The organism is Shewanella sp. 553 (assembly GCF_059338375.1).
This window is the reverse complement of sequence record NZ_CM181701.1, coordinates 2,129,695-2,155,639: the sequence shown is the minus strand read 5'-3', so window position 1 is coordinate 2,155,639 and position 25,945 is coordinate 2,129,695. Positions and strand designations below refer to the sequence as shown.

Annotated in this window: 22 protein-coding genes and 1 pseudogene; 9 read left to right on the top strand and 14 right to left on the bottom strand. The window is 45.7% G+C overall.

Features of this window, described 5'->3' with window-relative positions; translation table 11 throughout:
- Nucleotides 1-82 precede the first annotated feature (82 nt).
- Nucleotides 83-667, bottom strand: coding sequence for a superoxide dismutase [Fe] (gene sodB, locus AC5YBZ_RS09750; RefSeq protein ID WP_494518989.1), 585 nt, complete (start codon nucleotides 665-667; stop codon nucleotides 83-85).
- A 228-nt stretch (nucleotides 668-895) separates the two neighbouring features.
- On the opposite strand from sodB, the gene AC5YBZ_RS09745 reads away from it, so the two are divergent.
- Complete coding sequence (locus AC5YBZ_RS09745) at nucleotides 896-1,246, top strand: Grx4 family monothiol glutaredoxin (protein ID WP_494518990.1); 351 nt, start codon at nucleotides 896-898, stop codon at nucleotides 1,244-1,246.
- 101 nt (nucleotides 1,247-1,347) lie between these two features.
- Here the strand turns inward: AC5YBZ_RS09745 and AC5YBZ_RS09740 are convergent, their stop codons facing one another.
- A complete protein-coding gene (locus AC5YBZ_RS09740) occupies nucleotides 1,348-2,577 on the bottom strand; it encodes a uracil-xanthine permease family protein (protein ID WP_494518991.1) in 1,230 nt (409 codons plus the stop codon).
- Nucleotides 2,578-2,771: 194 nt separating this feature from the next.
- Here AC5YBZ_RS09740 and AC5YBZ_RS09735 point away from each other — a divergent pair, with 194 nt between their 5' ends.
- Nucleotides 2,772-3,872, top strand: coding sequence for a DUF2066 domain-containing protein (locus tag AC5YBZ_RS09735; RefSeq protein ID WP_494542857.1), 1,101 nt, complete (start codon nucleotides 2,772-2,774; stop codon nucleotides 3,870-3,872).
- A 67-nt stretch (nucleotides 3,873-3,939) separates the two neighbouring features.
- Nucleotides 3,940-4,650 (top strand): DnaA inactivator Hda, encoded by a 711-nt coding sequence (hda, locus tag AC5YBZ_RS09730; protein ID WP_494518993.1) that lies wholly within the window; start codon nucleotides 3,940-3,942, stop codon nucleotides 4,648-4,650.
- A gap of 123 nt (nucleotides 4,651-4,773) precedes the next feature.
- Here the strand turns inward: hda and fadE are convergent, their stop codons facing one another.
- Nucleotides 4,774-7,221, bottom strand: a complete 2,448-nt coding sequence (gene fadE, locus AC5YBZ_RS09725) for an acyl-CoA dehydrogenase FadE (RefSeq protein WP_494542856.1) — start codon at nucleotides 7,219-7,221, stop codon at nucleotides 4,774-4,776.
- Between the two features lie 242 nt (nucleotides 7,222-7,463).
- Between fadE and AC5YBZ_RS09720 the strand changes: the two genes are divergently transcribed.
- A complete protein-coding gene (locus AC5YBZ_RS09720; RefSeq protein WP_494518995.1) occupies nucleotides 7,464-8,243 on the top strand; it encodes a class II glutamine amidotransferase in 780 nt (259 codons plus the stop codon).
- Between the two features lie 89 nt (nucleotides 8,244-8,332).
- Here AC5YBZ_RS09720 and AC5YBZ_RS09715 read toward each other — a convergent pair whose 3' ends face one another.
- Nucleotides 8,333-9,073 (bottom strand): DUF3108 domain-containing protein, encoded by a 741-nt coding sequence (locus AC5YBZ_RS09715; RefSeq protein WP_494521618.1) that lies wholly within the window; start codon nucleotides 9,071-9,073, stop codon nucleotides 8,333-8,335.
- Between the two features lie 34 nt (nucleotides 9,074-9,107).
- Complete coding sequence (locus AC5YBZ_RS09710; RefSeq protein WP_494518996.1) at nucleotides 9,108-9,452, bottom strand: MGMT family protein; 345 nt, start codon at nucleotides 9,450-9,452, stop codon at nucleotides 9,108-9,110.
- A 278-nt stretch (nucleotides 9,453-9,730) separates the two neighbouring features.
- Between AC5YBZ_RS09710 and def the strand changes: the two genes are divergently transcribed.
- Nucleotides 9,731-10,222, top strand: a complete 492-nt coding sequence (def, locus tag AC5YBZ_RS09705; RefSeq protein ID WP_494518997.1) for a peptide deformylase — start codon at nucleotides 9,731-9,733, stop codon at nucleotides 10,220-10,222.
- 172 nt (nucleotides 10,223-10,394) lie between these two features.
- Nucleotides 10,395-10,937, top strand: coding sequence for a DTW domain-containing protein (locus AC5YBZ_RS09700; protein ID WP_494518998.1), 543 nt, complete (start codon nucleotides 10,395-10,397; stop codon nucleotides 10,935-10,937).
- A 2-nt stretch (nucleotides 10,938-10,939) separates the two neighbouring features.
- Here the strand turns inward: AC5YBZ_RS09700 and trhA are convergent, their stop codons facing one another.
- Nucleotides 10,940-11,614, bottom strand: a complete 675-nt coding sequence (gene trhA / locus AC5YBZ_RS09695; protein WP_494521619.1) for a PAQR family membrane homeostasis protein TrhA — start codon at nucleotides 11,612-11,614, stop codon at nucleotides 10,940-10,942.
- A gap of 309 nt (nucleotides 11,615-11,923) precedes the next feature.
- Between trhA and AC5YBZ_RS09690 the strand changes: the two genes are divergently transcribed.
- Nucleotides 11,924-12,187 (top strand): chemotaxis protein, encoded by a 264-nt coding sequence (locus AC5YBZ_RS09690; protein ID WP_494518999.1) that lies wholly within the window; start codon nucleotides 11,924-11,926, stop codon nucleotides 12,185-12,187.
- A gap of 124 nt (nucleotides 12,188-12,311) precedes the next feature.
- On the opposite strand, the gene AC5YBZ_RS09685 is transcribed toward AC5YBZ_RS09690, so the two are convergent.
- The 8 genes and pseudogenes from AC5YBZ_RS09685 to cmoA form a co-directional block, all read right to left on the bottom strand.
- Nucleotides 12,312-13,205 (bottom strand): LysR family transcriptional regulator, encoded by an 894-nt coding sequence (locus tag AC5YBZ_RS09685; RefSeq protein ID WP_494519000.1) that lies wholly within the window; start codon nucleotides 13,203-13,205, stop codon nucleotides 12,312-12,314.
- A 47-nt stretch (nucleotides 13,206-13,252) separates the two neighbouring features.
- Nucleotides 13,253-14,359: a DUF3541 domain-containing protein gene (locus tag AC5YBZ_RS09680; protein ID WP_494519001.1), complete on the bottom strand. Its 1,107-nt coding sequence runs from the start codon at nucleotides 14,357-14,359 to the stop codon at nucleotides 13,253-13,255.
- Complete coding sequence (locus AC5YBZ_RS09675; RefSeq protein WP_494542855.1) at nucleotides 14,337-16,028, bottom strand: peptidase M3; 1,692 nt, start codon at nucleotides 16,026-16,028, stop codon at nucleotides 14,337-14,339. The genes AC5YBZ_RS09680 and AC5YBZ_RS09675 overlap by 23 nt, the downstream gene beginning before the upstream one ends.
- Nucleotides 15,991-16,947 carry an alpha-L-glutamate ligase-like protein gene (locus tag AC5YBZ_RS09670; protein WP_494519003.1) on the bottom strand — a complete coding sequence of 319 codons (957 nt, stop codon included), beginning with the start codon at nucleotides 16,945-16,947 and terminating at the stop codon, nucleotides 15,991-15,993. Before AC5YBZ_RS09670 ends, AC5YBZ_RS09675 begins: the two co-directional genes overlap by 38 nt.
- Nucleotides 16,948-16,949: 2 nt before the next feature.
- On the bottom strand, nucleotides 16,950-18,455 hold the full coding sequence (locus AC5YBZ_RS09665; protein ID WP_494519004.1) for an inactive transglutaminase family protein: 1,506 nt from the start codon (nucleotides 18,453-18,455) through the stop codon (nucleotides 16,950-16,952).
- Nucleotides 18,456-18,472: 17 nt separating this feature from the next.
- A pseudogene (locus AC5YBZ_RS09660) lies at nucleotides 18,473-19,223 on the bottom strand (ATP-dependent zinc protease family protein).
- A 24-nt stretch (nucleotides 19,224-19,247) separates the two neighbouring features.
- A complete protein-coding gene (cmoB, locus tag AC5YBZ_RS09655) occupies nucleotides 19,248-20,240 on the bottom strand; it encodes a tRNA 5-methoxyuridine(34)/uridine 5-oxyacetic acid(34) synthase CmoB (RefSeq protein WP_494519006.1) in 993 nt (330 codons plus the stop codon).
- A complete protein-coding gene (cmoA, locus tag AC5YBZ_RS09650; RefSeq protein ID WP_494519007.1) occupies nucleotides 20,237-20,968 on the bottom strand; it encodes a carboxy-S-adenosyl-L-methionine synthase CmoA in 732 nt (243 codons plus the stop codon). The genes cmoB and cmoA overlap by 4 nt, the downstream gene beginning before the upstream one ends.
- 149 nt (nucleotides 20,969-21,117) lie before the next feature.
- Between cmoA and AC5YBZ_RS09645 the strand changes: the two genes are divergently transcribed.
- Both AC5YBZ_RS09645 and aspS read left to right on the top strand, forming a co-directional pair.
- The gene (locus AC5YBZ_RS09645; RefSeq protein WP_494542854.1) at nucleotides 21,118-23,976 is read left to right on the top strand and encodes a transporter substrate-binding domain-containing protein; all 2,859 of its coding nucleotides are present in this window, start codon (nucleotides 21,118-21,120) and stop codon (nucleotides 23,974-23,976) included.
- A gap of 171 nt (nucleotides 23,977-24,147) precedes the next feature.
- Nucleotides 24,148-25,938 carry an aspartate--tRNA ligase gene (gene aspS / locus AC5YBZ_RS09640; protein ID WP_494542853.1) on the top strand — a complete coding sequence of 597 codons (1,791 nt, stop codon included), beginning with the start codon at nucleotides 24,148-24,150 and terminating at the stop codon, nucleotides 25,936-25,938.
- Nucleotides 25,939-25,945: the final 7 nt, after the last annotated feature.

The window sequence follows — 25,945 nt, the reverse complement described above, 5'->3', positions numbered from 1 at the left end:
TAAAGATCGGTCAACTGATCGTTTATATGCTTAACTGATCAGCATTAGCCATTAAGGCTCCCTTTAATCAGTAGGCGATTTGTTAGCCAGCAAAGTTACTGTTAACAAATTCCCAATTAACAAGTTCCCAGAAATGAGCAAGGTAATCAGGGCGAACATTGCGGTAATCAATATAGTAAGCGTGTTCCCATACATCAACAGTCAGTAGTGGTGTTACACCATCTTCTGTTAATGGGGTGGCAGCATTACTCGTGTTGACGATGGCTAAAGAGCCATCTGCTTTTTTAACTAACCAAGTCCACGCACTACCGAAGTTGTTCACTGCTGAATCAGTAAACTGAGCTTTGAACGCATCGAAAGAACCGAAGGCTGCATCAATTGCAGCGGCGATATCGCCAGTCGCAGCACCACCGCCATTTGGCGACAGGCAGTTCCAATAAAAGGTATGGTTCCAAACTTGAGCCGCATTATTGAAAATACCACCAGTAGAGGTCTTGATGATCTCTTCTAGGCTTTTCTCGGCAAGCTCTGTACCTTCAATCAGGCCGTTTAACTTCACAACATATGTATTGTGATGCTTACCATAATGGTATTCAATCGTTTCTTGGGAAATATGGGGCTCTAATGCGTCTTTTGCATAAGGAAGTGCTGGTAATTCAAAAGCCATGTTTTTTCTCCATTGACAGTCAATTGTCTTTTCTGTTTGCTCACTGTCGCCATTCTACCTGATAAAATTGTGATGTGAATCATTGTTTGGCTGATTTTGTCGATTAATTCAATCGGTAAATTATTCTATTTGATAACCATGATAAAAGTAGGTTTTTGTTCTTCGCCATACTGACGTACAATAGGCAAAATTGTTTAAGTAGCTTTGCTGCAATATTTAGGAAAGAAGATGCAAACAAATGAAACTGTAGAAAAAATTAAACAGCAGATTGCTGAAAACCCAATCATCGTTTATATGAAAGGTTCACCAAAGTTACCAAGCTGTGGATTTTCATCTCAAGTAGCGCAGCTTATGATTAATTGTGGTGCACAATTTGCCTATGTTGATATTTTACAGCATCCAGATATTCGCTCAGAACTGCCGAAGTACGCTAACTGGCCTACATTCCCGCAGTTATGGGTAGAAGGTGAGCTTATCGGTGGCTGTGATATTTTGACTGAAATGTATCAAAAGGGTGAGCTACAAACCTTGATCAATGAAACTGCTGCAAAATATCCAGTACAAGATGCTGATGCTTAGTCATTTGTCATGACAAGTCGAAGTGCCGCGAATTAGGCATGCAGTTAATAAAAAAGCCCTTCAATTGAAGGGCTTTTTTATTAACTTAAGCTTGAGATGAATTATTCGCCGTGCGCTGCTGGCTTAGTTGCCGGAAGTAATAAGTTCATGGTAATGGCAACAATACCACATAGGCTAATTCCTGTTAGGCTGAATGACCCGATACCAAAGGCCATGCCACCGATACCGAACACTAAGGTAACGCCGACGATACACAGGTTTCTTGGCTCACCCATGTCGACCTGATTTTTGATGAGCGAGTTAAGCCCAACCGCCGCAATAGAACCAAACAGTAAACACATGATGCCGCCCATCACAGGAATAGGGATGGTTTGCATCAATGCACCGAGTTTACCCACAAAAGCTAAGGTTATTGCTGTGATGGCTGTCCATGTCATGATGCGTGGATCAAAACTTTTGGTGAGCGTTACCGCTCCAGTGACTTCTGAATATGTCGTATTTGGAGGCCCGCCAAGTGCCGATGCTGCAATGGTGGCAATGCCGTCACCGCTTAGCGTGCGATGTAGGCCTGGCTTTTTCATGTAATCTTTACCGGTCACGTTTGAAATTGCTAAAATATCACCGATATGTTCAACTGCGGGCGCTATGGCTACAGGGATCATAAAGGCGATGGCGTGCCAGTTAAACTCAGGGGCAACAAAGCTTGGAATCGCAAACCAACTGGCGTTATGTACGGGAGTGAAATCAACAATACCCATGGCTAAACTGATGCTATAGCCCACAATGATCCCGGCTAAAATCGGCATCAATTTGGCAACGCCTTTGGCAAATATGGCCACTGCGATGGTAGATAACAATGATGCGATAGAAATTATCAATGCGGAGCTGCCATCAATCAACACCATACTGCCATCACCGCTTTTACCTAAAGCCATGTTGACGGCCACGGGCGCCAACCCTAAGCCAATGACAATAATCACAGGCCCAACGACAACAGGCGGCAATAACCGTTTAATAAACCCGTCACCACGAACTTTAACCACACTCGCTAAAATCAAATAGACACAACCTGCAGCCATGAGCCCGCCCATGGTGGATGGGATCCCCCAAGTTTGTACGCCATATAGGATAGGGGCAATAAACGCGAAAGAGGAGGCGAGGAAAATAGGGATTTGACGCTGGGTGATCAGTTGAAACAACAGAGTACCCATCCCTGCGGTAAATAAGGCAACATTGGTATCAAGGCCAGTCAATAGCGGCATTAATACCAGTGCACCAAAGGCGACAAATAACATTTGCGCACCTTGTAATGGAATTGCTAAACGATTCATTTTTTCTCTCTTTTTTAGGTAAACCGGACAATTCTAACGGTTAACTATTTATTTTGCATTATCTTGATTCACATTCTTTTGTGCTCGATTAAAAAATATAATAAAAATACTTAAGAAGCCTGATACAGGCAGGTCAGGTGACGACAAACTGTGTTACACTGCAGCCATTGTATTTAGTTAAAGTATTGATACAGATGTTTAAGCGTCTTACTTATGGTTTGTTTTCTGCGGTTATTTTATTGGTTGCGCACACCGTTGCCGCTGCTGAAGTGACTGAACTTGATATGAGTATTGTCAAAGTTGCAGATCGAACAACAAAAACGAAAAATGCGGCATTGGCGCAAGCATTACAGAATGTGATACTCAAAAACTCAGGTAGGCAAAGTGCCTTAACTGTGCCAAGTATCGTATCTGCGCTTAACAATCCTACCGCGCTTATCCGTCAATTTGGTTATCAAGAAACCGACGGACAGCAATATTTACGTGCCACTTTCGATCATCAAAAAATCATCCAACTTCTTCGTGATGCTAGGCTGCCAGTATGGGGCACCCAGCGTCCGCTAACGCTTATTTGGTTAAGTTTTCAGCAAGATGGTCAACGCATAATTTTGAATGATTCATCAACCTCTGAGAGTCGAGCGTATATCGATGAGTTAGCCCAGGCTCGTGGGTTACCAGTTTTGTTGCCTATGATGGACCTTGATGATGCCATGAATGTTAACGTAAGTGATGTACGTGGCTTCTTTGTCGATGCTATAGCTCACGCCTCGGTCCGTTACAATACCGATTACTTTGTTACGGCTTCAATTGAGCTAAATGTCGACAATCAATTACATTATTCGATGGTGTTGTATCCAAGAACCTCAAGCGAGGCTTTGTTTAATCCATTGGTGCAAGATACCGGTGTGGTCGCCGATGTGGATAGTGCACTTAATCAGATGTTTTTAACGATAAGCGAATACTACGTTAGTCAGTATGCGGTGGCAGATAGTGGAGTGGCGCTCAGCACTCAGTTAAGCTTTATCGACATCACAGAGCGTAAACAACTGGTTGATATTGAAAACTACCTTAGCCAACTCAGTGCGGTTAAACAAGTAACGTTAACACGATTACAGGGGCGATCAGCTCAGTTTACTTTACAGTTATTTGGTTCTGAAGAGGATCTTAAGCGCCTACTCAGTTTGGAATCGAGAATTAAACCGCAGTCTGTGTTAATGCCTACGCCAATAGGCGGTGTTGATCCGTTAGCACCATCACAGAGTGAGACCATTAACTATATTTGGCTTGGTCATTAATGTAAGCTGGGCTCCATTATGTTTGGAACCCTTCTTTTACCGAACAAATGTTATCGAGATTTAATTAGTGGCATCCCATTCACCATTACAGTTGTCGTTACCCGTTTATCTGCCTGATGATGAAACGTTTAATAGTTATTATCCTGCAGCCGGTAACGATCAATTAATTCAAAGTTTACAAGACTGTGCCGATGGCAGTGCGGATAAAGCCGTTTATCTATGGGGGCCGGTTAAATCGGGTCGTACCCATTTAATGCATGCGACTTGTGCGCGCGCTAATGAACTTAATCGCAACAGTTTCTACTTGCCACTGGGTATCCATGCCAGTATCTCAACTGAATTGCTCGAAGGCCTAGAGCAGGTAGATCTCGTCTGTATTGATGATATCGATGCCATCGCCGGTCACCCTTTATGGGAAGAGAGTCTATTTGATCTGTATAACCGCGTCGCGGAGCAGAGAAATTGTAAATTGGTGGTCAGTGCCAGCGGCTCTGCAGTTGAAAGTGGCTTTGTGTTACCCGATTTAATCTCTAGAATGCAGTGGGGGTTAACTTATCAAGTTCAACCTATGGCCGATGATGAAAAGCTTGCGGCATTACAACGTAGGGCTGCGATGCGAGGTCTTCAGTTACCGGAGGATGTTGGTCGTTTTTTGCTGAATCGCCTAGCCCGTGATTTACGTACCTTATTTGATGTACTTGATAAATTAGATAAAGCGTCACTAGTCCACCAACGTAAATTGACCATCCCCTTCGTCAAAGAGATGCTGAGGCTGTAAGCCATACGCCTACCGTCACTAGGCTCTATATGGTTGTTATATAATGGTTTGTTGGTAACAATGCACTAAAAAAGCCCAAGCTGATGTTTGGGCTTTTTTATGACAACCGCTTACAGGGTTAGCTTATGCCGCTTGATGTTGCTCGGCAGATGCAAGGATCTGGGCTTTTAACTCGGCAGGATCAAAATCATCGACATTAATTGATTTCATCCGGCCAATTTCAGCACGTTCCAGTAAAGCAACCTCATCGTCACAGAGAATACCTAAGGCTTTTCCTTCGGCGGCTAGCTTATCTAACCACATGAAAGGATGACGCTTACCCGATGCCTTACAAATTTTATCGTGTAGCGGCTCACAAGCTAGGATATCTTTAAAGGTCTGCTCTTGAATACCGACAGCATTGAACTCAGATGGCGTCCAAAATTGACCTTTACCTAAACGATCACGACTGGCACAAGGTGTTTGCATGATCTTCGCCACTTTATGGTCCAGCACATCACTTGGACGCTTAAGTGGGCGGCCAAATGGGAATATGATGGCACGTAATACTGCGCCTAATCCCATAGGGAAGTTGTCTAACAGATCGTCAAGCGAGTCTTGTAGCTTATACAATGAATCTTCAACGGCCCATTGCACTAGGACTAAATCTTCGCTCTGGCGACCTTCATCTTGATAACGCTTTAGTGTTGCCGAGGCTAAATAAAGCTGACTCAACAAATCACCTAGGCGAGCTGAAATACGCTCTTTACGCTTAAGGCCACCGCCTAATGTCGCCATGGCTAAGTCAGACAATAAAGCTAGGTTTGCACTGAAGCGGTTCATCTGTTGGTAGTAACGTTTGGTTTTATCGTTATACGGACTGTTCGAGAAACGGCTTGAGGTTAGGCCCAACCAGAAGCTTCGAACCAAGTTGCTGATAGTAAAGCCAATATGGCCAAATAGCGCAGAATCAAAATCGTTAAGTGCTTTATTAGCATCTGGATCAAATGCCGATTCCATTTCAGCCAACACATAAGGATGGCAACGAATAGCTCCTTGACCATAGATGATCATCGAGCGAGTTAAGATATTTGCCCCTTCAACCGTAATGGCGATAGGTGCGGCTTGATAGCCGCGACCTAGGTAGTTACCTTCACCTAAACACACGCCTTTACCACCGTGGATATCCATGGCATCGATAACACATTTTTGCATTCTGTCGGTCAAGTGGTACTTAACGATAGCCGAAATCACCGAAGGTTTTTCACCTAAGTCGATAGCGGTTGTGGTTAAGGTTGTTACCGCGTCCATTAAGTAAGCATTACCGCCGATGCGAGCCATTGGCTCTTCAATACCTTCAAGTTTACCAATAGGTAGCTTAAATTGACGACGAATACGTGCATAAGCCCCCGTCGCTACCGCCGCGGTTTTCACACCACCAGCCGAGTTCGACGGCAGGGTGATCCCACGGCCAACTGACAAACATTCCACCAGCATACGCCAACCTTGTCCTGCCATTTCTGGCCCGCCGATAATAAAGCTTAAGGGGACGAACACCTCGTTGCCTCGGGTTGGACCGTTTTGGAACATGCAGTTGAGTGGGAAATGTCGACGTCCTGTTTCAACTCCTGGCACATCGGTAGGGATCAGGGCGCAGGTGATACCTAAATTTTCTTTATTGCCGAGTAATTTATCGGGATCTTGCAGCTTAAAGGCAAGACCTAACACTGTCGCAACTGGGGCAAGGGTAATATAACGCTTGTTCCAAGTGAGCTTCATACCGAGTACTTCTTCGCCTTGCCATTGGCCTTTACAGACCACGCCAAAATCAGGAATTGCGCCAGCATCACTGCCCGCTTCTGGGCTAGTTAATGCAAAGCAGGGCACTTCTAACCCTTTTGCTAAGCGAGGTAAATAGTGGTTTTGCTGCTCGGCAGTACCGTAGTGTTGTAATAATTCCCCCGGGCCTAGTGAGTTAGGCACGCCAACAGTAGAAGCCAGTTCGCTGGATACGCCAGCCAGCTTTTGCAATACGCGTGATTGTGCATAGGCTGAGTATTCGAGACCGCCGTACTTTTTCTTGATGATCATGGCAAAAAAACCGTGATCTTTTAAGTATTGCCAGATCTCAGCTGGAAGGTCTGCTAATTGATGAGACACTTGATGTTGATTAAGCATCTTACAGACTTCTTCAACGGGACCATCAAGAAAGGCTTGCTCTTCTGCGGTTAGGCGGGCAATAGGGTAGTTGTGTAATTTTTTCCAATTAGGCTTACCGGCAAATAGGTCGGCTTCCCACCAGGTGGTACCGGCTTCGATGGCTTCTTTCTCTGTTGAAGACATTTCAGGCATGATGCCTTTGTACATCTTAAGCAGTGGGCGCGTAATAACGTTTTTTCGAAAAGCACTGATATTAAGAGGAAGTACAATCGCAAAAAAGACTAGCCAAGCCAGCATGGCGATAGCATCTGTAACGGTACCAACCACCATGATGATGGCGGCAATGATGCTTGAGGTGAGCAGAGAAACTCTTAGGTAGGCTAATGCGCCTAACGTAAAGAGCATCACGAAAATCCAAAGTAAGGTTGTCACGGTTATTCTCCTTCAATTGCGACTGTTAACTGCACTAATGTCAGCTCTTTTTATATGACTGTTATCACAATTATAGATTGTGGTCAGACCTGTGTCGCATAAAATCTAACCCTCTCGTGACATTTATACAAGCAATTTTCAAACAATTGTTTAATTTTTTTGTTGATCTTAGCATTCCACAAACAGAGTCAACTAGTTAGAATGATTTTAATGACTTGTTTGAGAGTGAAGGTGCCATTTTTATGTGTGAGTTACTGGCCATGAGTGCTAACGTGCCAACGGATATTGTTTTTAGTTTTACTGGCTTAGCCGAACGTGGTGGGGTGACGGGGCCGCATGTCGATGGGTGGGGAATAACCTTCTATGAGGGTAAAGGCAGTCGCACGTTTAAAGATGCTAAACCCAGTAGCCAGTCCCACGTGGCTAAATTAATCAAGTCGTACCCGATTAAGAGTGAGGTGGTGATAAGCCATATTCGACAAGCCAATCGCGGTTGTGTGGCGTTAGAAAACACTCATCCGTTTACGCGTGAACTCTGGGGACGATACTGGACCTACGCCCATAACGGTCAATTGAGTGATTATCAAGCCAAGTTCAACGTGGCTCGTTATCAGCCGGTAGGGGATACCGATAGTGAGCTCGCCTTTTGCTGGATCTTAGAAAAAATCGTTGCACGTTTTGGTAATACGCCCCCAAAGAATAGGTTAGATGTGTATAGTTATGTCGCCACGTTAGCCGATGAAATTCGCCAACTTGGGGTGTTTAATATGATCTTAAGTGATGGTGAACATTTAATGAGTTATTGTACTAACAACTTATGTCATATCACTAGGCGTGCGCCATTTGGTAAAGCTAAGTTAATTGATACCGATGTGGTGATCGATTTTAATCAGGAAACTACAGCTAATGATATCGTCACCGTGATAGCCACGCGTCCATTAACTGATAATGAACAATGGCAAATTTTACAACCAGGAGATTGGAAAGTGTTTGGCCGCGGTGAAATTGTTCTTGGTAGTTGAGCGTTGCAATTTTTTCAATAAGTGTTGTGGGCAATGAGTCCCTCCACTTCGGCCATTGGTGGCGTTATTCGCCGCCAACGCCTAATAGATTAGGGAGTGGCCGCCTGCTGCTCATCATGCGCGACTGGTTGATGATAAAATTGATAACTAAGTAATTTGATATCCAATTGCTTACTGCCCTTTTCAAAGTGGGTCAGTCTAACCGGTAGATAACCGAGTTGGGGGGCCATCCAAAAAAAGGTTTGTCTTTTACTGCTATCTCTAATGACCTCTATTTTCACCGTATCGTATTGGCCGCTCTCGATAACCATCCGCTCTTTGCCAATCACCTTAAAATCATACTCATCAATTTCGCCACTTTTTAGCATGGCGTAATGTAAGTTAGACACTCCGGCCATCATATCGAGCCTAAATTGTAACTGTACCATGAGGGGATCAAAGAGATTGCTATTGTAAGTAAATTTAGCCCGCTCCTCTTTATATCGACTATGGACGATGTTCTGGTCGATAACATAGGCCGATTGTTCTTGATAATGCGGGCCTGTGCCACTGCGGTCATGGGTATAACGCATAGGCACTAATCGCTCACCGTCTAAGGTAAAGGTGCTTTGCACTGTTCGCTTATCTGACAGCATAAGCAGGCTTACATCGCTGTCGAAACGGTACTGATATAAATTATTGTGTGGTGGTGGCAGTTGATAACGTGCCTTGCCGAGTTCAATACTGCCATAATTGACTTGATATTCAGCATCATGGGGGGTGAGCGGATATTGATCCGCAAGCCCATTAAAGCTTAATACCAGTAGGCTAGCGATGATGATAGGCTTCATGATTAACAAGAATATCTCCAGTATTAAGATAGCGTTAAAAAGGTAATTCAAGTATTAAGGTTGGCAGATCTGGCTGCCACTGGTATTTCGACAGCATTATCTTGCCGCGGTTCACTTCAACTTGCTCGCTTCTTAATCGTTGTACCTGCGCTATAAAGGCTGGCGTGTGTTCGGGGAAGGCAATTCTCCCTTGGCTATTAATCACTCTATGCCATGGGAGGTTAAGCTCTGCCGGTGCCAGTTTTAGTGCTCGAGAAACATACCTAGCTCTACCGGGTAATCCAGCTAAATCGGCGACTTTGCCGTAAGAGCTTATCCTACCTTCGGGAATTAAGCTGACAATGTGCCAAATACGAGCCATGGGGGGAAGGGATAACATAAGCAAGCCATATCTCCGGATGTGAACAATGTATCTGCTAATATGACACAACAAGTTATCCTAGCCTTCTTACTTGACGGCAATAGGTCAGTATGGCGTATAACAAATCAGCTAACTATGGGTATAGCCTAGTGTTTCGACTAGATCAATTCAATATACAACCAACAGCAATAAGGGGGTTAGAGTCTTGCCCAGTAAAAAAACACCAGCCAACGTTGCCTTTAGTGTCAGTTCGGTCATAATGGCGCCAAATTTTATGATTAAAATAAGCTAACATTATGCCAGTATTGGATATTCTGACTATTCCAGATGAGCGCTTAAAGCGTAAGGCCCAGCCCGTTGAAGATACCGCCACGGTGCAGTCATTTATTGATGATTTACTCGAAACCATGTATCACACCGATGATGGTATTGGCTTAGCTGCCACACAAGTCGGTAGCTTAGATGCTATTATCGTTATTGATTTGTCTGATAATAAAGATGAACCATTAGTGCTCATTAACCCTGAGTTTATTGAACGCAGTGGCGAGTTTGTTGGTGAAGAGGGCTGCTTATCGGTACCGGGTTACCGTGCTAAGGTGACTCGTTATGAGAAAGTAAAAGTTAAAGCTCTTGACCGTCAAGGCCAGAGTATTGAAATTGAAACCGATGATTTTCTCGCTATCGTTTTACAACATGAGATGGATCATCTTGATGGCAAAATTTTTATTGAGCATCTATCAACACTCAAACAGCAAATAGCCTTAAAGAAAGCCAGTAAATACCGTTAATCGAGAACGGGTCGTCAACTTAGTGTTCATCGGGGCATAGGGGGGAATGTCACCCCGATAAAAAACCGCTACAGGCTATGGTGTGCTCTGATGTTCGATAAACAGAAAAAGTGATCAGCTATTCGCATACGATAGTCGATGGATATAAACTCTTTGTGATGTTGATAAATAGATGAACATAGTGCTACTCACTCATGAGCGAGAATTGACGCGTCCAACCAATACCGGTCAGTTGGCGTTGGCACATTTCCCTCAGTATTGTACGCAGCTGGTTTGGTCTCGGGTTAACCCCGATAAGAGTCTGCAACAAGCCTGTCAAACGGGCCAAGCCTTACTGTTGTTTCCTGCTACCGATAAGCCTGCCACCTCGAATATTGACTCATCTCCTGCCTTAATTGGAGCCGATGACACAGTACTTGGTGACGCAAAAACAGTGACACAAAAGTCGATCATCATTTTGGATGCGACGTGGCAAGAAGCGCGCAAAATGGTGCGCCAAAGCCCCTATTTACAACAGGCAAATCGTCTGGAATTACAAGCGACACAAGATTCAACATATCAGTTACGACGCAATCAAGTCGAAGGCGGATTATGTACGCTCGAATGTGTGCAATTACTGTTTAGCCAAGCGGGTTTATCAGCCCAAGCGGCGCAGCTTAACGCCGCATTTGCTGAGTTTAATCGTCGTGGGTTGTCAGTTGTCCCAATAGATTAACGTTAGATAACAGTGAGGTAGACACACAGAAAGTGACTCACTGCACCGGCCAACACAAATAAATGCCAGATAGCGTGGTTATAAGGGATGCGCTTAACGACGTAAAACACCACACCACCACTGTAAAATAAGCCACCCGCGAGCAATAAGCTAAAACCTAGAGGCGTCATGGCGGCAATCAAATCGTCTAACACCACCATGCATAACCAACCCATCACTAAGTAAAGCAGTACACTAAACACTTTAAAACGATGAATAAAGATGGTTTTAAATAACACTCCACCTAAGGCAATTCCCCAGATAGCAATGAGCATAAACAGTGCCTGCTCCCCGCCCAGTTCAATCAGCAGCAGTGGTGTATAGGTTCCGGCAATCAGCAGATAAATAGCACAATGATCGGCAATCTTCAGCTTATGTTTAAGCTCAGGATCCTTAACGCTATGATAGAGTGTTGAGCAGAGGAATAACAGTATAATGCTCGCGCAGTAGATGGTTACACCTGTAAGCTGTATCGGTGTGAGATGCCCCCAGCCTTTATTGAGCGATAGGATTAATGCCACTATGCCAGCCACAATGCCTAGGCCGTGGCTAATGGTATTTGCCCGTTCCTCCTGTGGGGAATATGGCAATTTAGCTAATGAACTATCAGCAGTTATAGTTAATTCTTGGCTTGTCATAGATTTTAGCGTCATCTGGTTAAATCTCATCCATCGCAGTGTAACAGCTCATGCTCACAAATATCAATAAGCTTACACGTGTTCGCTAACTTGTGTCGCGGTTTGAATGGTAGTTGTGTTCTATTGTGTGGCATTATGACGATTATATATAGTGTAAAGTTACCTTGGAAGAGCGGTATATTGCGGTAGATATGAAGACTAGATAGGGCTCACATTAGGGCTTGCAATACTGATTATGGCTGTACTTTTTATACCATTTGACTAATAATCCAAGGTTATTTTTATAGTTAGGCTGGAGACACAATTATAATGCAGATCCCATCGAGTTTTGCCTCTGGATTGTCGGGGTTACAGAGTGCTCAATCTGGCTTGACCCAAGCAACGGTGGATGTGGCTAAACCATCTGCTCTTAACGCAAACGCGATAGCAACAGACACCTATCCCCCTGTTGAACAAACGGACCATACTGCCTTGGTATCGGCGCTGGAGTCACTTCATCAAGCACAGGCGACCACAGAGGTGATCGCGGTATCATCTGAAACACTAGGAACCGTTATCGATATTAAGGTATAACCTTGTCAATAACCCAATTATAATGCTTCTAGTTTAATAGTTTTAATCTAAAGCGTCTAAGGGTGATGAGCAATGTAAACCGGGCTATCTCATCGACAGTCGTGGAGATCAAATCCGCTTCTCATCAACTGCGCGTTTGGTGCTGGGCCAATATCAACCTTTCTAACAGTTGTGATGCAGGGCCTTGATTATCTCGATTAGGAATGACCAAGCTCAATGCCGCTTGTCTATGACTACTGCCTTGCAGCGCTAGGCGGCAAAGCTGCCCCTTATCTAATAACCCTTGCACCAGATGAGCTGGGATCCAGCAAAAACCGATACCCTTTTGTAAAATAACCAAGGCTTCATGGAAGTTGGTCACTGTCCAGCGCTGTTCGGCTTTAAGCCAGCCTGAATCGGCACGAGCGATTTGAGCCGTGTCTTTAATCACAATTTGTAAATGTTCGGCTAAAACTTGGTCATATAGAGGCTCATCGCGGTGCGCCAATGGATGATTTGGATGACAGACCAATAAAAAGTCGATATGGCACAGTGGTTCGGCGACAAACCCTTTGGGCGGTGAGCCTGCAATGGCAATATCGACCTGCTCAGATTCCACTAACTCAGTGGTACCATTGATCACCGAATCGAGAATGGTAATGCGGGTACCGCGCCCTTGGGCTTCAAATTGGCTTAGGGCGTCGATGAGTGTCTCCATCGGATAGATGATCTCGCGAGCAATGATCAATGAAGGTTCCCAGCCTTTTTCTAATTTATTGGCCAACATCTCCAACTCGGTGACAGAACGGGTTATATGGCGAGAGCGCCTGAGTAGCACTTCACCTGTTTCGGTAAGGTAGGCCTTACGGCCCTTAACTTCGAGTAGGGCGACGCCAAGCTGCAATTGTAATTTTGCGACCGCATGATTTAACGATGACTGACTTTTATTCAGTTGTTTAGCCGCTTGCGCATAGCCGCCATAATCGACTACTGCCTGCAGGATCCGCCACTGTTCTAAAGTTGATTTTGCTTGGCTCATGAATATTCAATCTCGTTACTCAAGCCGCAGCGCGGCTCGATATTAGGCTAAGGTTTAACGCTGACCTGTTTAGGCAGATATTTTTGGGTGCGCTTGAGTTCATGAAAATAAGGACCTTTATGCAAGGTCGCTGGCCAGTTCAGTAGCATCATAGCCAATACATTTCGGTGTTCACCCAGGGCGAGATCGGGATTGCCTTTAGGTGAGGGGATGATATGAAGCGTCTCATCATAGGCGTTGATAATATGCCGCTGGGTTTGTTTTACCACAGGGTGTTGCGACAAACCGGCTAAATGAAAACTGATACCAACTTCAGCAATAATATCGTCGGTAGCATCAGCTAAAATTCGCTCAATGTTGGCAGCGAAATAATCTAAAATCCAAGCAAATTCCTTTGCATCAACAGGGTGTTGGTAATATTGGCTGGCGGCAAAAATAAAGTGGGTCATACCATAGATTTTGTTTCTAAATTGTTTTTTGTTGAGCTTGCGATCGCGACTTATGGGGTAGACGTCATTAAAAGCTTGTTTGTAGTCGGCAATATAATCACCGACTTCAAGTTGTCTGGCCCAGTAGGCATAATTGATCAACTGCGCTGCCCAAGCTTCGATCATGGCTTTGTCGGTTAATCCCGTTTTGAGATCGGTGGATTTTAATGCTTTGACAAGTTTGTCATGGCAAGGGCCCTGTAAGCCAAATTCATCGATGCGGCTGGAAAAGCGTAACAGTACATCGGTATAAAACAGAAATTCAGGAAAAGGTTGTAAAGCTTTTTTGCGTGCTTTGGCACGCGGCCCATTGCCCAGTAACGCGATAGCCTCTTTAGCTTCGGTGTCGATAAACCCAGCTTTATCTAACTGGCAAGCATAAAAACTTTGTGATTCGGTTACGGCATACAGATCGACCAGTGCGGCGTTGGCATATTTAGCATCGCCTGTCATGCGGTAGAGGCGAATACCATAATGACCTTGCACTCTCGGAGGCAGTTGGTAAAGGTTTTGCTCTAAATGGGTCTGGATACTTTGGCGCACCTCCTTAGCGTTAAGCGTGTTGCTCTGTTCAACCTGCTTAGCGATACCGATGTTAGGCAGTAGCAATGCTGCACTTAGGCCAAGCACTGCGATGAAATATTTAGAGGGATGTGTGCTTAGCATGTTGGATCCTTTTAATTAAAGAGGAAGTCGACACCGGTTCGCCAAAAATAAGCGTTAATTGTTGTGTAAACGGCAGCTGCGCTTCATTAATCAGTAACAGGCTAAACAGCTCTTGCTTATCGATTGTGGCTTGTTGGTCAATTAGCCGCGCCAGGCTGCGCTGCCAAAGACGTTGATAATAGCGTGGCCCTTGGCTAACGATACCCCTGAAACTATAAATAGCCTCATTGGCTTGTGGCCAAGGCTGCGTAAAGCTCAATTCAAATTCGCGCGCGAGATCGGGGTAGGCGTGAGACCTTGTTTGATAGAGATTTAATGCCAGTTTGCTGCGAAAAACACTCAGTTGTTCGGCAAACATGGCTAAGCGTGCTTCACGGCTCTCTTTTCGTGCTGGGGCTATTAACTGTTGCTGCAAGTACAATGACAACCAATATTGACCGACTAAGCCACTGTCTTGAGTGTCTGCCAAGGTATTGATGAGATAGAAGCGTCCCCCTTTGAACAGCGGTGCAATGGCGCTGCTAAATGCCTCAATCAGTTGTGTTTGCGCGCGATGAGACTCGAGTACGTCTGGAAAGTTAAGTGATACTTGGCCAAATTGTTGTCCCACAACGCTGTGGCGGATCGGGGTGACTCGAATGCTTGTATCTTGGTTAGACTCGCCTTGGCTGAGAAATAGATCCCCGAGCAGACGCTGTCCATGCCATAGACGGATCATAGCGTCATTGACGGTTTCAACCCGAATACCAAAAGGCTTTAGCGTCTGGTAAATGCCACTTAACAACACTTGAGCAAACACTGGCTGAATAGGGGTTTTATCTGCTTGGGATAACGCAATCCCTAATTCCCAAGGAGCAAGGGTTGGCTGAGTCATTGCGTCGAGATATTGTTTCAGAAGTTGTGGCGTCGCGATATGCTGCGACGCCAAACTGAAACTGGCATAGTCGCTAAATCCCGCCTGTTCAGCCTGCTGTTGCTTAGCGGCAATTACATGGGCAAGAGCGGCTTCACTCTTACTTTTGGCCCGCAGTTGATAGGCTTGCCAGACTTGCTGACGGCAATGGGGATCACGTTGCTCAATCAAGTAACTGGCTATCGACTCACTAAAGCGCGGCACAGATGTGCTGGTGGTTTCGCTAAATTGGGTGTCATTAACGGGTTTAAGTAGGCAGCGCTCGTCACTTAGTACCAATGACAGTGCCTGTTGCCTTAGGGCGAAAGTGATACTGGCTTCGCTGGTGTGTAACGCCGCTTTATCGACAATGGCCATTTCACCTTGTAAGAGTTGTGTCAGTCGTTTTGCGACTGCTTGTTCATCGGCGCGAACACTGCTTTTTAAAGCCAGACTTAAACTGACAATGTTAGGGTCGCGATATAATTGGTCTATTTGATCCCCAAGGTGTAATTGGCATCGCAATAGGGCTTCTTGGCTCACCGAGTTGAGCGCATATTGTTGATAATAGCGTAGGCTGTCTTTAAGATTAAACAGGCCAATAAGCTCGCGTTCAAGGTTAACCACCTGCACCGATGGCGCGTTTGGTGGGTTATCCATCCATGGAGCTATCTCATAGCGAAGGCATTGCTCGGATAACAAGGTAATGGGCGAGGCGGCTTGCGCCGCCGATACCACATTAAATGTTAGGGCGATTGCTAAAATGCGTTTTAGCATAGGCGACGCGTTCTTCCACTGACATGAATTTATTTTTCATCTGCTCGACATGTTTCAAGCGAGGTAGAATGCCTTGACTGTTGGCGATTTGAATCGCTAAGCCGGGTCGAGCATTAAGCTCAAGTAGAAGTGGACCGAGCTCTTGATCCAGTACCATATCTGTGCCTAAGTAACCTAACTCACTCATTTCATAAGCTTTAGAAGCGGTGTGTAGTAAGGTGTCCCAATGGGGCACGACAATCTCGGTCAGCTTTTTATCGGTATCGGGATGGCGCTCAATAGGGCGGTCAAATTGCACCGCATGCAAGCCTTGTCCTGTCGCAATATCGAGCCCAACGCCTACCGCACCTTGGTGTAAGTTAGCCTTACCGTCAGAGGCGGCTGTCGATAAACGCAGCATTCCCATGACCGGGAAGCCTTTAAAGACAATGAGCCGAATATCGGGCACACCCTCAAAGGAGTAACCATCGAAGATGGGATCAAATTTAATCAGCCCTTCAACGATCGCCACATCGGGTTTACCCCCCAATGAAAACAACCCACTAAGAATGTTGGATATATGACGGTCGATTTCACTTGGCGTGACTTCATGACCGCTGGCTTTAAAATAGTGACCATTAGCCACTTTAGTGATAACTAAAATCCCTTTACCGCCAGAGCCTTGTGATGGCTTAATCACAAAACCACTCTGGTTATTAACCATCTCAGGTATATGTACAATCTCGTGCTGCTGCGAAACGGTGCCAATTAAGGCGGGCACCGCAATGTCATTGGCTAGGGCGAGTTGCTTAGTGGTTAGTTTGTCATCGACCCGTTTATAATATTTGCGCGGATTATAACGACCTATGTAGTCGATATTACGCTTATTCATGCCAAGGACACCATTGTCCCTTAGCGTCTTAGGACGCGCAAATAGCATGATTATTCTCCCGCCAACGGTCTAAAACGTCTGAGCTCTAATAGCTTATAACCTGTGTATTGGCCCATGAGCAACACCACGGCTAAAATCGCTAAGTGGATGCCTAAGAAGTTAAAGACCCAATGCTGCACCCAGGTAGCGCTCATGGCTAAATAGGCTAGCGTTGCAACAAATAAGCTGCCGCCACCTTGTACTAATACTTCTTTGGCGCCTTCCTCTTCCCATAAAATGGACATTCTCTCGATGGTCCAAGCCAAAATGATCATCGGGAAGAAGGTGATCGTCAGCCCTTCGCTGAGACCAAATTTATAAGAGATTAAGGTAAACAGTCCAATGATGCCTATCACCACAATGATCACCGCCGATATGCGCGAGATCAGCAGTAAGTTGAGTTCTGACAGGTAAGAGCGGATCATTAAACCAAACGCCACAATCAGCAAAAATCCGATAAGCCCGGTCAACAGGGTGGTTTGAATAAAGGCTAAGGCGATCAATACCGGCATAAAGGTGCCCGAGGTTTTAATGCCAATAATGACGCGCAAAAACACCACCATCAACACACCAATGGGGATCAGCAAGATCCCTTTAAACAGGCTCTGTTCCTCAAGCGGTAATTGATACAGTGAGAAATCCAGTGCATCTTTATTTTTGAGCATATCGATTGAGGTCGCCAGCGCCGAGCGGGTGTCCTGCAACATGGAAAAGTTGACCTGTGAATTAACGCCACCAATGACATCAAGGGTCGATTTACCTTTGCGATCCCAGATAAGCAGGTTATTTGGGCGACCTTGAGTGCCATTGGCAGGATTAAACAATAGCCATTCGCCTTGATGGTAAACCTCAACGAAGGTGGTTAACTGCTGGCGACGACGCTGATCTTCTAAAAATAGTGCGTTGACTTTTTGTGCAGGGATCCCTTTGCTATTGAGCATCTGAATAAATAGATCTGCAGGTGAATTATCCGACAGTAAAAGTTCGATGTTTTGGCTGCGATCGGTGGCGTTAAAGCTTTTGTTCAGTTGCTGAGCAAAGGAGAGGTTCGTGGCACTACGAGACCAGATCTCCTGCATAATTTGCTCTGCAGCGGCTTGCTCGGTTGCAGGCCAGCTGTATGGGATTGGTGGTTGCGGCTCCTGTTGGGCGGCGACTTGATGATTACCCGTAGGCACTAGGGTCACTTTGTAATATAAGTCTTGTTGACCTATGGCATTGCGGATAGACCACGTCGCATGACGTCCCATTTCATCTTCCGCTATAGTGAGTCCATAACCTGGAGATGTGGCATTTTCGACCAGTATTTCAAAGGCGGGATCACTTGGCAGCGAAAAGGTCACCTCTGCAGGTTCGCCTATACCTTGAAAACTCACTTTGGCGTCAACAGCCCAGCTTTGCACCTGTTCGCCGGGCAGGAAAGGCACATTGTGTTCAATGCCACGATAAACACTGGCAGCAACACCCGCTAAAAAGAGCAGCGCGACGACAATATAAAACGGTTTTCTAGAATGCATCAGCCCATTATCCTCTATTATTTTTCGTTCTGTTCAGGCAGGGTTTTACCATGAATAAAACTTTGTGCGACATCGACAACGGCGATATCTTGCATAAATTTGCGTCCCAGCAATAACTGATACTCTAAGTGGCTGCGATCGACCAGATTAAGGTCGGTTTCTGCCTTATATTGACCAATTTGTAGATGAGCGTGGATCACCGGGCGGCGATCACTTTTTTCATCTGACTCTTGTTTGATGCGTACGAAGCGTTCAACTTTAGACTCGAAGGTTTGTGATGGTTTATCGTAGCCTTGGGTAAATACATCAAAACGCACCCATTGTTTGCCATCGCGCTCGAACAAAATAATATTGTGTGCATCTAGTGAAGATGATTCGGCGCCCGTATCGATACGAGTCTCAAATCCCGCTTTGACTTCGTCCATGTAGACATTTTCTACGGCACCCAAAATAAACTTATCACCGATAGGAGAAGGATCGCACTGGGTGGGCACTGCGATGACCTGCTTTTCTGGCTGCTGTAGATTGATTTTTGCCACAGACTGATTCAAAGCATCGAGTTGCTTAGATAGACTGCTAATCGCACTGAGCGTTTGCACTTGACTGGCATGATTATTCTGTATCAAGTTGGCTAATTCGCTCTGCTGTTGGCTTAGACTGTTGTTGAGTGTGGCGGCATCAACCGGTACAGACGTTATTGGCAGTGTTCGTCGTGCACCCGATTAAGAATAGGGTTGCAACGCTAATGGCGGTTATCTGTTTTAACATAGTCGATCCCATATACTATTTTAGTTAAACCAAATCTTTATTCGGTTGATTCTTGGTGGCGATAAATGTTGCGCGTTTAGGGGCTGGGTAGCCTTCGACTGTTAAATTGATATCATTGGGATCAAGATAATCCACCAATGACTCATTCGGCATCCAGTCGGTACTGCGCTGCTCTGCTAATGAAGTGACATCAATGTCGACACAGCGTACATCGACAAAGTCGGCTTTTTTGAGCCAAGCTGCTAAGGCTTTAGCTGAAGGTAAGAACCACACATTATTCATTTTACCGTAGCGATCACTAGGGACTAATACGGTATTTTCATCACCATCGACCACTAATGTCTCTAATATTAATTCGCCACCTGCACGCAGTTGGTCCCGCAGTTGCAATAGATGATCGATAGGTGAGCGTCGATGATACAACACCCCCATAGAAAATACAGTGTCAAAGGCATCCAGTGGGGGTAACTCTTCTATGCCTAACGGGAGGAAGTGCACCGGATGATGCTCACCAGCGATACGTTTGATGGCTTCAAACTGGCATAAAAACAAAGGTGAAGGATCAATCCCTACCACATGTTTCGCGCCTTCACCTAACATACGCCACATATGATACCCACTGCCACATCCCACATCGAGTACGGTGCGGTTGGTCAGCGGCGAAATATGCGGTTTAACTCGATCCCATTTCCAGTCTGAGCGCCATTCGGTATCAATATGGATACCGTGTAGGTGATAAGGGCCTTTGCGCCAAGGTTTGAAAATTTTCAATAAGTTTTGTAGTTTTTCACGTTCGCCATCACTGAGCTGCTTGCCGCTGCCTATGGTGACACTAGTGGTAAAGTTAATCTCGTCTGGCTCAGGGTAATGCAACTTATTAAGGACCTTTTCCCACTTGGGTAAATCCCCATGTTTATTATTGCGTTGCCATTGCCCCAAAATAGCGGGCAAGGTTTCGAGCCAATGTTGTAGGCTAGAGTCGGCAATCTGTTTGTAAAACGAGCTAAAACTTATCACTTTATCGCCACCATAGAAGCAAAGTTAAAACATTGGAACCACACACTAAAATGACTAAAGCCTTGGGCTTTTAATCGCTGCTCATGCTGTGGTAACGAGTCGGGTTTCATGACATTTTCAAGTGAACTGCGTTTTTGGCTGATCTCCAGTTCGCTGTAGCCATTGGCCCGTTTGAAATCTAAATGAAGCTCATCCAGTAGTGCTTGTACAGGTGCATCTTCGAAGGTGAGCTTTTCTGATAACACCAAGATCCCGCCGGGTTGCAGACCACGATATATCTTATTGAGTAAAGTCTCTCGGTCGCTTGGGGCTAAAAACTGCATGGTGAAATTTAAAATGACCATGGAGGCATTATCAATTTCGATGTCGCGAATATCGCCGCAAATCAGGTCGACAGGCGTATCGCTAACATAGGCATTTAAGTTTTGTTGGCAGCGTTCAATCATAGATTGGCTGTTATCGACCGCAATAATACGGCAATCGCGTCCATCAAGACGACGACGTACACTAAGAGTCGCCGCGCCTAGCGAGCAGCCTAAATCATACACTCGGGTATTAGGTGAGACACATTTGTCGGCAAAATCGCCTAATGTACTGATAATTTGAGCATATCCAGGCACGGAACGTTTTATCATATCATTGAATACACCAGCAACTCTGTCATCGAATTGAAAGTCACTGATATTTTCACATGCTTGGGCGAATATTGTATCTTGAGATGAGTTCATGAGTATTGACTAGGTAAGTTCGATTTTTCATTCTAGCGAAACATCAGCGCTAGCAGCAAGTCTAGCACTGGAAATTCTAGAGAAAATTCGGTCTAATACCTTAATATCAACATATATTTCACAACGCCTTGACGTTCTAGGGAAGATCATTGGAATTACTTTATCGTTTCATCCTCGCCATGGTGTTATGTATGTCGATATCGGTGTACGCCGATACGGCAAAGCCGCAGCCGTTAGTCTTAGTCATGGGCATTGACAGTTTTCCCTATCAGTTTGTTGATGATAATGGTGAACCTAAAGGCGTTTTGGTCGATTTGTGGCGTGAATGGGCGGCGCAGACGGGCAGGGCAATTGAATTTAAACCTTTAGATTGGCACGCTTCACTCGAACAATTGACCCAAGGTCATGCCGATATTCATATTGGCATGGGGTATACCGAGTCACGTGATAATACCTATGATTTTGCCGATGCCATTTCGTCGGTTAACACTTACCTTTATCTGCGTAAATCACTTAAGGATAAAACCCGTTTGCACGACTTACTGCCATACCGTATTGGCGTTGTGAGTGGCTCGTCCCATGAAGCAAATTTAATCAGCCAGTTAAGTGGTCTTAATTTTCGCTACTATGATACGCGCGATGCCTTGCTCAATGGCGTGATTAACGGCGAAGTTGATGTGTTTGCGGGAATGGAAGGGTATCTACGCGATAAGGCGGTGAGCCGAGCGGTGATGGAAGCCTTTCCATTAAGCCATCGATTATTGATTAAAACCATTCCTATTCTGCCTGCCGTTAAACAAAGTGATCAAGCATTACAGACTCGCATTAATCAAGGTTTTCAACTGATCACGCCAACTAGACGTGCTGAGATAGAAAAGCATTGGTTGGGCTTTAGCCGCGATACTAACCGTTTGATTATTGCCGCACCTGTGGGATTTGAACCTTATGTCGATATCGGTGGAGATGGTGAGCCCCATGGGTTGTATATCGATATCTGGAAGTTGTGGTCACAAAAAACGGGCATTGCCGTCGATTTTCGGGCTAAGCCTCTTAATGAAACCTTAGAAGATGTGACCTATCGCCGCGCAGATATCCACATTGGTTACCCACTTAATAAAGGGTGGCCTTCTTCAGAGGGAGCTAACCGCGACATTGAGGCCATCACTTCCGTTGCTTTGGCCGATAGCGCTTACGCTAATTTACGTCCAGTGTGGCGGACCTATCAAGTTGATCATCATCTGTTTAGTTATAAGCAGAGGTTAACCAGTCTCGACAGCTTGTTGGGCCAAGGGATTGGGGCGATTAGGTCAGAGCCTTATTTAAGCCAATTGGCTCAAGCGTTACCCAACAGTGAACTGCGCTTATATGATAATGTTCAACAGATGATTGCTGCAGTAGAGCATGGTGATATCAAAGCGTTTGTCGCGGCTGCGGCTTGGACACAACACTATTTACTTAAGGCTGACGTTTGGCAAGACTTTTACCCTTATCGGCAGCTCACATTCACCAGCGATATATTTGCTTTAACACGCAGTGAAGATGAGGGGCTAATTAAACGTATTCACGCCGGATTTAACCTCATCTCGGCGACCGAACTGGCTAATCTCGAAAGTAAATGGATATTAGACAGTCACGACAGGACGGTAAAGGCCAGCCCCACTGAGTTGCCACTCAGCCCTTTGCAGCAACACTATTTGGCCAATCTTAGGCCACTTAACCTCGGTTATCTGCAAGATTGGCCACCGATGGAATTTCAAGGTGAAGAGGGGCAGTTTCAGGGGATCAACCACGACATTAGCGAGCGTTTGGCCGCGCAATTGAATTTGAGGTTTATTCCCGTGATGTTCGGTGACTGGAGTAGCATGCTCGCTGCACTCAAGCGAGGCGATATCGATATTGTCGGCAGTGTCGCCTTAACCGCTGAACGTGAAAAAGATCTGGTGTTTTCGGCCCCTTATTGGCCATCCCCCTGGGGCTTGGTCACTAATCTCAATAACGCTTTGGTATTTAGTTTGGCGCAGATGAGCGGGAAACGATTGGCTATCGTTGAAGGTTATCATTTGATCCCGCAGTTGATGAATAACACCTTAGGGATAGAGCTGATTTTAGTGCCCAATACGCGTGCAGGGATCGACGCTGTCTTGCAAGGCACCGCCGATGGTTTTATTGAAAAAGTGCTTAACATGGGGCTTGAGCTCAGCGACAGCGACCACAAGCAATTGAAAATGTCGGTGCTAGCCGATTACTCCGATCAGCAGAGCCATTTTGCCTTAACGCCAGAGTTGCACCCTTTAGTGCCACTGCTCGATAAAGCGATTGCGCAATTGTCTACCGCGCAGCAACAACAAATTTATCAGCGTTGGATTGAACAAGAGTCCCCCAGCACCGTTATGGCCATTGGTTGGCAACAAGCTTTTTATCTGTTGCTGGTGGTCACATTGATCTTGATGGTGGGCTTATTGTGGTTCTATGTGACAAGGCGCCCTTATGCTAGAGAGGTATTTCCCTCTTCATTGCCTTTGCAGCTCGATCCGTTAACTGGCCTGCCAAACCGCAGTTTATTAGACGACAGATTAACGCAAGCGATATTAACCCATCGCCGTGAAATGCAACCTTTTGCCGTGCTGTTTATCGGCTTTAGCAACCTAACACAGCTCCAGCAGCGCCTCGGTGCCGCTAAAACTCAGCAACTGATGACCATAGCGCGAGATAAGGTCACCGCCTTAGTGAGAAAATCTGATACTTTGGCCAAATTTAACGATGAGCAGTGGGTGGCTATCCTGAATCACAGCAAAGAGATGACTCAGGTCTGCCAAGTGGCCGAGGCGATTATTGATAGTTGCTCGGCACCTTTTGCTATCGATGCTGAAGATGTGGCACTATCGGTCAATATTGGGGTGGCCATGTTCCCACGCGATGGCGACAGTGCGGTTGAAATACTCAAAAAAGCCGATGAGCGATTATCGCGAGCCGCTGCACAAGGTGCTAGTGGCTATCGTAGTGCGTGATCATATCGACGGTTAATCGTCAATTGCTGGATATTTGCCCACCCCACAGGTTTACTTCATGTTAAGACGATGAAGTTGTTTTGAAATCGGCAATATTTCACTATAATGCCGCTTTTGTCATGTATTGAATATTCCTCAAGCACCGCTTTGTGGATGAAAGGAAAGGGTTAGATGCGCAGTCATTATTGTGGAGACGTCAACGGGTCTCATGTTGGAGAAGAAGTCACTCTTGTCGGTTGGGTTAATCGTAGCCGTGATTTAGGTGGTGTTGTTTTTCTAGATCTCCGCGATCGTGAGGGTATTGTTCAGGTTGTGTATGATCCAGACTTGCCTGAAGTGTTTGATATTGCCAGTACTTTGCGCGGTGAGTTCTGTGTACAAGTTAAAGGGCTTGTGCGTGCTCGTCCTACAAGCCAAGTCAATGACCAGATGCGTACTGGCGAAATTGAAATTTTGGGTAAAGAGTTGCGTATTCTTAACAGCGCTGCGCCACTGCCCATCAACATGGACAAAAACCAGCATAACACCGAAGAGCAGCGTCTTAAGTATCGCTACTTAGATTTACGTCGCCCAGAAATGGCGGAGCGTATTGTATTTCGCTCAAAGGTAACCAGTGCCGTGCGTCGTTTCCTCGATGGCAATGGTTTCCTTGACATTGAAACGCCTATTTTGACCAAGGCGACACCGGAAGGCGCGCGCGATTATTTAGTGCCAAGCCGCACTTATAAAGGCCAATTCTTTGCCTTGCCACAGTCGCCACAACTGTTTAAACAGTTGTTGATGATGTCAGGTTTCGATCGATACTATCAAATTGTTAAGTGTTTCCGTGACGAAGACTTACGCGCCGACCGTCAACCTGAATTCACCCAAATCGATATCGAAACCTCGTTTATGTCATCAGCACAGGTGATGGACAAGACTGAAGAGATGGTTCGCGGTCTGTTTAAAGAGTTACTGAATGTCGACTTAGGCGAATTCCCTAAGATGACCTTTGCAGAAGCGATGCGTCGTTTCGGATCTGATAAGCCAGATCTGCGTAACCCGCTTGAATTAATTGACGTAGCAGACTTAGTTAAAGACGTCGACTTTAAGGTATTCCAAGAACCTGCTAACGATGTTGATGGTCGCGTCGCCGTATTGTGCGTGCCTAGTGGCGCTTCGCTGTCGCGTAAGCAACTTGATGAATATGGCAAATATGTCAACATCTATGGTGCCAAAGGGCTAGCCTGGATGAAGGTCAATGAGCTAGAAAAAGGGCTTGAAGGGATTCAATCTCCCGTGCTTAAGTTCCTTAGCGAAGAGGTGGTTAACGCTATTTTAAGTCGCACCAATGCAGCTAATGGCGACTTAATCTTATTTGGTGCCGATAAAGCGAATATCGTTGCCGAGGCAATGGGGGCACTACGTCTGAAAGTGGGTGAAGATTTCAACTTGCTGCAAGGTGAGTGGAAACCGCTGTGGGTTGTGGACTTCCCAATGTTTGAGCGCACATCGGATGGCGGTTTACATGCCATGCATCACCCATTCACTGCGCCAAGTGGCATCAGCCCCGCAGAGCTTGAAGCTAATCCAACGGCAGCTATCTCTGATGCATACGATATGGTGCTCAACGGTTGTGAGCTCGGTGGTGGTTCAGTGCGTATTCACAACAGTGAAATGCAGTCAGCGGTATTCCGCATTTTGGGCATTAATGATGAGGAAGCCCAAGAGAAATTTGGCTTCTTACTCGAGGCGTTAAAGTACGGCACGCCACCACATGCAGGCTTAGCCTTCGGCCTTGACCGTATCGTGATGTTGATGACTGGCGCCACGTCGATTCGTGATGTCATGGCGTTCCCTAAAACCACCACGGCGGCCTGTCCGCTAACTAATGCCCCAGGCTTTGCCAACCCGGTTCAGCTCGATGAGCTAGGCATCTCAGTGGTTGAAGCTAAACCTGAAGCCAAGCAAGACGCAGAATAACAAGATA

Bases quoted from the DNA above. Each gene is read 5' to 3' on its own strand.
- sodB (WP_494518989.1), bottom strand. From the start codon at position 667: ATGGCTTTTGAATTACCAGCACTTCCTTATGCAAAAGACGCATTAGAG.
- AC5YBZ_RS09745 (WP_494518990.1), top strand. From the start codon at position 896: ATGCAAACAAATGAAACTGTAGAAAAAATTAAACAGCAGATTGCTGAA.
- AC5YBZ_RS09740 (WP_494518991.1), bottom strand. From the start codon at position 2,577: ATGAATCGTTTAGCAATTCCATTACAAGGTGCGCAAATGTTATTTGTC.
- AC5YBZ_RS09735 (WP_494542857.1), top strand. From the start codon at position 2,772: ATGTTTAAGCGTCTTACTTATGGTTTGTTTTCTGCGGTTATTTTATTG.
- AC5YBZ_RS09720 (WP_494518995.1), top strand. From the start codon at position 7,464: ATGTGTGAGTTACTGGCCATGAGTGCTAACGTGCCAACGGATATTGTT.
- AC5YBZ_RS09715 (WP_494521618.1), bottom strand. From the start codon at position 9,073: ATGAAGCCTATCATCATCGCTAGCCTACTGGTATTAAGCTTTAATGGG.
- AC5YBZ_RS09710 (WP_494518996.1), bottom strand. From the start codon at position 9,452: ATGTTATCCCTTCCCCCCATGGCTCGTATTTGGCACATTGTCAGCTTA.
- def (WP_494518997.1), top strand. From the start codon at position 9,731: ATGCCAGTATTGGATATTCTGACTATTCCAGATGAGCGCTTAAAGCGT.
- AC5YBZ_RS09700 (WP_494518998.1), top strand. From the start codon at position 10,395: ATGAACATAGTGCTACTCACTCATGAGCGAGAATTGACGCGTCCAACC.
- trhA (WP_494521619.1), bottom strand. From the start codon at position 11,614: ATGACAAGCCAAGAATTAACTATAACTGCTGATAGTTCATTAGCTAAA.
- AC5YBZ_RS09690 (WP_494518999.1), top strand. From the start codon at position 11,924: ATGCAGATCCCATCGAGTTTTGCCTCTGGATTGTCGGGGTTACAGAGT.
- AC5YBZ_RS09685 (WP_494519000.1), bottom strand. From the start codon at position 13,205: ATGAGCCAAGCAAAATCAACTTTAGAACAGTGGCGGATCCTGCAGGCA.
- AC5YBZ_RS09680 (WP_494519001.1), bottom strand. From the start codon at position 14,359: ATGCTAAGCACACATCCCTCTAAATATTTCATCGCAGTGCTTGGCCTA.
- AC5YBZ_RS09675 (WP_494542855.1), bottom strand. From the start codon at position 16,028: ATGCTAAAACGCATTTTAGCAATCGCCCTAACATTTAATGTGGTATCG.
- AC5YBZ_RS09670 (WP_494519003.1), bottom strand. From the start codon at position 16,947: ATGCTATTTGCGCGTCCTAAGACGCTAAGGGACAATGGTGTCCTTGGC.
- AC5YBZ_RS09665 (WP_494519004.1), bottom strand. From the start codon at position 18,455: ATGCATTCTAGAAAACCGTTTTATATTGTCGTCGCGCTGCTCTTTTTA.
- cmoA (WP_494519007.1), bottom strand. From the start codon at position 20,968: ATGAACTCATCTCAAGATACAATATTCGCCCAAGCATGTGAAAATATC.
- aspS (WP_494542853.1), top strand. From the start codon at position 24,148: ATGCGCAGTCATTATTGTGGAGACGTCAACGGGTCTCATGTTGGAGAA.